General features: G+C 69.3%; 4 protein-coding genes. All 4 read right to left on the bottom strand.

The annotated features are described in order from the left end of the window. Window positions 1-219, bottom strand: a 219-nt coding sequence (locus tag EQG76_RS16580) for a formate dehydrogenase subunit delta (RefSeq protein ID WP_159715427.1), incomplete at its 3' end; no start/stop codon positions are given. Next, complete coding sequence (fdhD, locus tag EQG76_RS31735; RefSeq protein ID WP_200840863.1) at window positions 216-1055, bottom strand: formate dehydrogenase accessory sulfurtransferase FdhD; 840 nt, start codon at window positions 1053-1055, stop codon at window positions 216-218. The genes EQG76_RS16580 and fdhD, both read right to left, overlap by 4 nt. Beyond that, window positions 1052-3892 carry a formate dehydrogenase subunit alpha gene (gene fdhF / locus EQG76_RS16570; protein ID WP_159715425.1) on the bottom strand — a complete coding sequence of 947 codons (2841 nt, stop codon included), beginning with the start codon at window positions 3890-3892 and terminating at the stop codon, window positions 1052-1054. Before fdhF ends, fdhD begins: the two co-directional genes overlap by 4 nt. A 14-nt stretch (window positions 3893-3906) precedes the next feature. Continuing rightward, the coding region (locus EQG76_RS16565; protein ID WP_159715423.1) for a formate dehydrogenase beta subunit at window positions 3907-5416 on the bottom strand (1510 nt) is incomplete at its 5' end.

The following is a 5416-nucleotide window of genomic DNA, read 5'->3' as shown; positions in this document are numbered from 1 at the left end:
AGCCGGCTGCTTCGTCTCGGCCAGCAGCCGCACCGCCGCTAGCGCCACCGGGTCCAGCCCCTCGCCGCCGGCTTCGACATGGCTGCTGATCGCGGTGCGCATCCGCGGGTCCCAGTACTGGCGGAGGTGCTGGGCGGTGGCCTGGGCAGGGTCGCCCGGCTGGGTGGCGAAGAAGGTGGCGATCTGGTTGGCCATGGTGACGAGGTGCCTGACGTTCATCCGGCGCTGATCCGCTGCTCGTGGGTGTAGATGTTGAAGCCGCCGGGGCGGGCGAAGCCGATCAGGGCCTGGCCGGCGGCATCGGCCAGCTCGACCGCCAGCGTGGTGGGTGCGGAGATCGCGACCACCACCGCAAAGCCGGCGAGGGCTGCCTTCTGCACCATCTCCGTGCTGCAGCGGCTGGTCAGCAGGAGGAAGCCGTCCTCCGCTGCGGTGCCGGTCCGGGCCATGGCACCGGTCAGCTTGTCGAGCGCGTTGTGCCGGCCGACATCCTCGCGGACCAGCGCCACCCGGCCCTCGCGCGTGGCGAAGGCCGCGGCATGGACCGCCCCGCTCTGGCGGTTGAGCGTCTGGGTGGCCGGCAGGGCCGCCAGGGCCCGTTCGATGGCCGGGGCAGGGACGGGGGGCGCGGGCGGCAGGGTCGGCAGCGGGCGCAGCGCCCGCTCGATGCTGAGGATGCCGCACATGCCGCAGGACGTGCCCGTGGTGACATGGCGCTGACGCCCGGCCAGGGCCGCCATCCGCCCATCCGGGATCGCGACGCGGATCTCCACGCCCAGCACCACGTCCTCGATCTCGACCGCCTCGATCTCGCCGGCATGGTCCACGATGCCCTCGGCCAGCGTGAAGCCGGTCGCAAAGTCCTCCAGATGCTCGGGCGAGGTCATCAGCACGGCGAAGTCCTGGCCGTTATAGACCATCGCCGTCGCGCACTCGCCCGCCACCGTCTCGATCCGTTCGACAAACCGCCCGCCTTCGTAGCGGCGCACCTTCCGGCCGGGTGCCAGCGGCCGGTCGCGGCGCTGCCTGCTGCCCGCCAGCCGGGCCGCCGTCACTCGGCGGCCACGGCCGCGATCTGCCGGGCCGCCTCGCGGAACTGCTCGTACTCCTCCTGCCAGCGCGAGGGCTGGTTGGTGAGCCGCACCTCGACCGCGGTGACCTTGTATTCCGGGCAGTTGGTCGCCCAGTCGGAGTTCTCGGTGGTGACGACGTTGGCACCGCTCAGGGGGTGGTGAAAGGTGGTGTAGACCACGCCCGGCTGCATCCGCTCCGAGATCATTGCGGTGAGCGTGGTTTCGCCGGAGCGGCTCGCCAGCAGCACCACGTCGCCGTCCTGGATGCCGCGCTGCTCGGCATCGTGCGGATGGATCTCCAGCACGTCCTGGCCGTGCCAGACCGTGTTGGCGGTCCGCCGGGTCTGGGCGCCGACATTGTACTGGCTGAGGATGCGGCCGGTGGTGAGCAGGAGCGGGAAGCGCGGGCCAGTGCGCTCCTCGGTCGGCACATAGGCGGTGACCACGAACTTGCCCTTGCCGCGGACGAAGCCGCCGACATGCATGGTCGGGGTACCCTCCGGTGCCTTCTCGTTGCACGGCCACTGGATCGAGCCCAACTGGTCCAGCCGCTCGAAGCTCACGCCCGCAAAGGTCGGGGTCAATGCCGCGATCTCGTCCATGATCTCCGACGGATGGGTGTAGTCCATCGGATAGCCCAGCGCCCTGGAGAGCGCCATGGTGACTTCCCAGTCGGCCATGCCTGCCATGGGCGGGATCGCCTTGCGGACGCGGGAGATGCGCCGCTCGGCATTGGTGAAGGTGCCGTCCTTCTCCAGGAAGGACGAGCCCGGTAGGAAAACATGGGCGTAGTTGGCGGTCTCGTTCAGGAAGATGTCCTGGATGACCACGCATTCCATGGCGGCCAGGCCGGCCGTCACGTGCTGGGTGTTCGGGTCGCTCTGGGCGATGTCCTCGCCCTGGATGTAGAGGCCCTTGAACGAGCCATCGACCGCGGCATCCAGCATGTTCGGGATGCGCAGGCCGGGCTCGTTGTCGAGCGTGACGCCCCAGGCCTGGTCGAACAGCGCCCGCACGCCCTCGTCGGCGACATGGCGATAGCCGGAGAGCTCGTGGGGGAACGAGCCCATGTCGCACGAGCCCTGCACGTTGTTCTGGCCGCGCAATGGGTTCACGCCCACACCCGGTCGACCGAGATTGCCGGTGGCCATGGCGAGGTTGGCCATGGCCATGACCGCGGTCGAGCCCTGGCTGTGCTCGGTGACACCCAGGCCGTAATAGATCGCGGCATTGCCGCCCATGGCGTAGAGGCGCGCGGCAGCCCTGATCGTGGCCGCCGGCACACCGGTCATGGATTCGACCGCCTCGGGCGCATTCTCCGGGCGCCTGATGAAGTCCAGCCAGACCGCGAAGTCGGCGGGATCGCAGCGCTCGGCGACGAAGGCCTCGTCGACCATGCCCTCGGTGGCGATCACGTGGGCCAGCGCGTTCAGTACCGCGACATTGGTGCCGGGCAGGAGCTGGAGATGATACTCGGCCTGGACATGGGGCGTGCGCACCAGGTCGATCCGGCGCGGGTCGATCACGATCAGCCGGGCACCCTGGCGCAGGCGCTTCTTCATGCGCGAGCCGAACACCGGGTGGGCGTCGGTCGGATTGGCGCCGATCACCAGGATGACGTCGGCATCCATCACCGAATCGAAGTCCTGCGTGCCGGCGGACGTGCCGAACGCGGTGCGCAGCCCGTAGCCGGTCGGCGAGTGGCAGACGCGCGCGCAGGTATCGACATTGTTGTTGCCGAACGCGGCGCGGACCATCTTCTGGACGAGGAACGTCTCCTCGTTGGTGCAGCGCGAGCTGGTGATGCCGCCTATCGAGCCGCGCCCGTACTTCGCCTGGATGCGCTTGAACTCGGAAGCCGCATGGTTGATCGCGGTTTCCCAGGAGACTTCCTGCCAGGGCTCATGGATCGAGGACCGGATCATCGGCTTGGTGATCCGGTCCTTGTGCGTGACATAGCCCCAGGCGAAGCGGCCCTTCACGCAGGAGTGGCCGTGATTGGCCTTGCCGTCCTTGTGCGGGCGCATGCGGAGGACCTGGTTGCCCTGCAACTCGGCCTTGAACGAGCAGCCGACCCCGCAATAGGCGCAGGTCGTCACCACGCTGCGGTTGGGCATCCCGTTCTGGATGATCGCCTTGTCCATGAGCGACGAGGTCGGGCAGGCGTCCACGCAGGCACCGCAGGACACGCATTCGGATTCGAGGAAAGGCTCGGCCATGCCGGCCGACACCTTGGACGCGAAGCCGCGATTCTCGATGGTGAGCGCGAAGGTGCCCTGGACCTCGGCGCAGGCGCGCACGCAGCGCGAGCAGACGATGCACTTGGCCGGGTCGAACGTGAAGTAGGGGTTGCTCTCGTCCTTGCGCAGGTCCTGGTGGTTGGCGCCGGCAAAGCCGTAACGGACCTCGCGCAGGCCGACCGCCGCGACCATGTCCTGCATCTCGCAGTCGCCGCTGGACGGGATCGCCAGATTGTCCGTCGGGAAGTCGGACATGTAGAGTTCCATCACCCCGCGGCGCAGCCTGCCCAGCCGCTCGTTCTGGGTGACGACCTTCATGCCCGGCTCGACCAGCGTAGTGCAGGAAGCCGGCGTGCCGCGCCGGCCCTCGATCTCGACCAGGCACAGGCGGCAGGAGCCGAACTCCTCCAGCGTGTCGGTGGCGCACAGCTTCGGCACCGACACGCCCGCCCGTGCGGCCGCGCGCATCACCGTGGTGCCGGCCGGAACCGTGACCGGATGGCCGTCGATCTCCAGGGTCACCGATACGTCGCTGACGACGGCGGGGGTGCCGAGATCCTGCTCCTTGATGAGGGTCATGATGTCGGTCCTTCTCACTCGGCAGCTTGCGCGCTGGGCGCGCGGTCGAAGTCTTCGGGGAAGTGGGTGAGCGCGCTCATGACCGGCATCGGCGTGAGGCCGCCCAGCGCGCAGAGCGAGCCGTCGCGCATCACCTCGGCCAGGTCCTGCAACAGGGTGATCTGGTTCACGACGTCCTGTCCGGCCAGGATCCGGTCCATCACCTCGACGCCACGGGTCGAGCCGATCCGGCAGGGCGTGCACTTGCCGCAGGACTCGATCGCGCAGAACTCCAGCGCGAAGCGGGCCTGTCGGGCCAGGTCGACCGTGTCGTCGAACACGACGATGCCGCCATGGCCGATCATCCCGCCCTTGGCGGCGAACGCCTCGTAGTCGAACGGCGTATCGAACAGCGAGGTCGGCCAGTAGGCGCCGAGCGGGCCGCCCACCTGCACCGCACGGATCGGCCGGCCGGTGCGGGTGCCGCCGCCCAGATCCTCGACGAGTTCGCCCAGCGTCAGGCCGAAGGCGCGCTCGATCAGCCCGCCATGCTTGATGTTGCCGGCCAGCTGGATCGGCATGGTGCCGCGGGAGCGGCCCATCCCGAACTCCTGGTAGTAGTCGCCGCCCATCGCCAGGATGGTCGGCACGGCCACCAGCGACAGCACGTTGTTGATGATGGTCGGGCGGCCGAACAGGCCCTGGATCGCGGGCAGAGGCGGCTTCTTGCGCACCGTGCCGCGTTTGCCCTCCAGGCTGTCCAGCAGCGAGGTCTCCTCGCCGCAGATATAGGCCCCGGCCCCTAAGCGCGCTTCCAGGTGGAAGACCCGCCCGCTGCCCAGGATGTCGTCGCCCAGGATGCCCTCTGCCACGGCGATCCGGATCGCCTCGACGAAGGTCTTGAAGGCATGGGGATATTCGGAGCGGATATAGACGAAGCCCTTGGTGGCACCCACGGCGAGGCCGGCGATCACCATGCCCTCGATCAGCAGGTACGGGTCGCCCTCCATAATCATCCGGTCGGCGAACGTGCCGCTGTCGCCCTCGTCCGCATTGCAGACGATGTAGCGCTGGTCGGCTTCGGTCTGGGCGGCGGTGCGCCACTTGATGCCGGTGGGAAAGCCGGCGCCGCCCCGGCCGCGCAGGCCCGAGCGGACCACCTCCTCGACGATCGCCGCCGGCGCCATCTCCAGCGCCTTGGTCAGGCCCGCGAGCCCGCCATGCGCGCGGTAGTCGTCCAGCGAGAGCGGGGCGGTCAGCCCGCAGCGGGCAAATGTGAGGCGCTGCTGGCAGGCGAGCCAGGGATGGTCACTGACCAGGCCGATCGCGCGCGGGTGGCTGCCGCCTTGGAGGAAGCCGGCGTCGAACAGGGAGGGCACCTCGGCCGCGGTCATCGGGCCATAGCCGACCCGGCCCTGCGGCAGCTCAACCTCGACCAGCGGCTCCAGCCAAAGCATGCCGCGGCTGCCGTTGCGCACGATCTCGAGGTCGAGCCCGCGAGTCAGCGCCTCGGCGCGGATCCGGGCCACCACCTGGCCGGCACCC

This window comes from Geminicoccus flavidas, from assembly GCF_009806515.1.
Lineage (GTDB): Bacteria > Pseudomonadota > Alphaproteobacteria > Geminicoccales > Geminicoccaceae > Geminicoccus > Geminicoccus flavidus.
Note: the sequence above shows the minus strand (reverse complement) of the source record. Positions and strands in the feature narration are given on the sequence as shown.

Coding starts and splice junctions, on each gene's coding strand:
- fdhF (WP_159715425.1), bottom strand. CDS start 3,892: ATGACCCTCATCAAGGAGCAGGATCTCGGCACCCCCGCCGTCGTCAGC.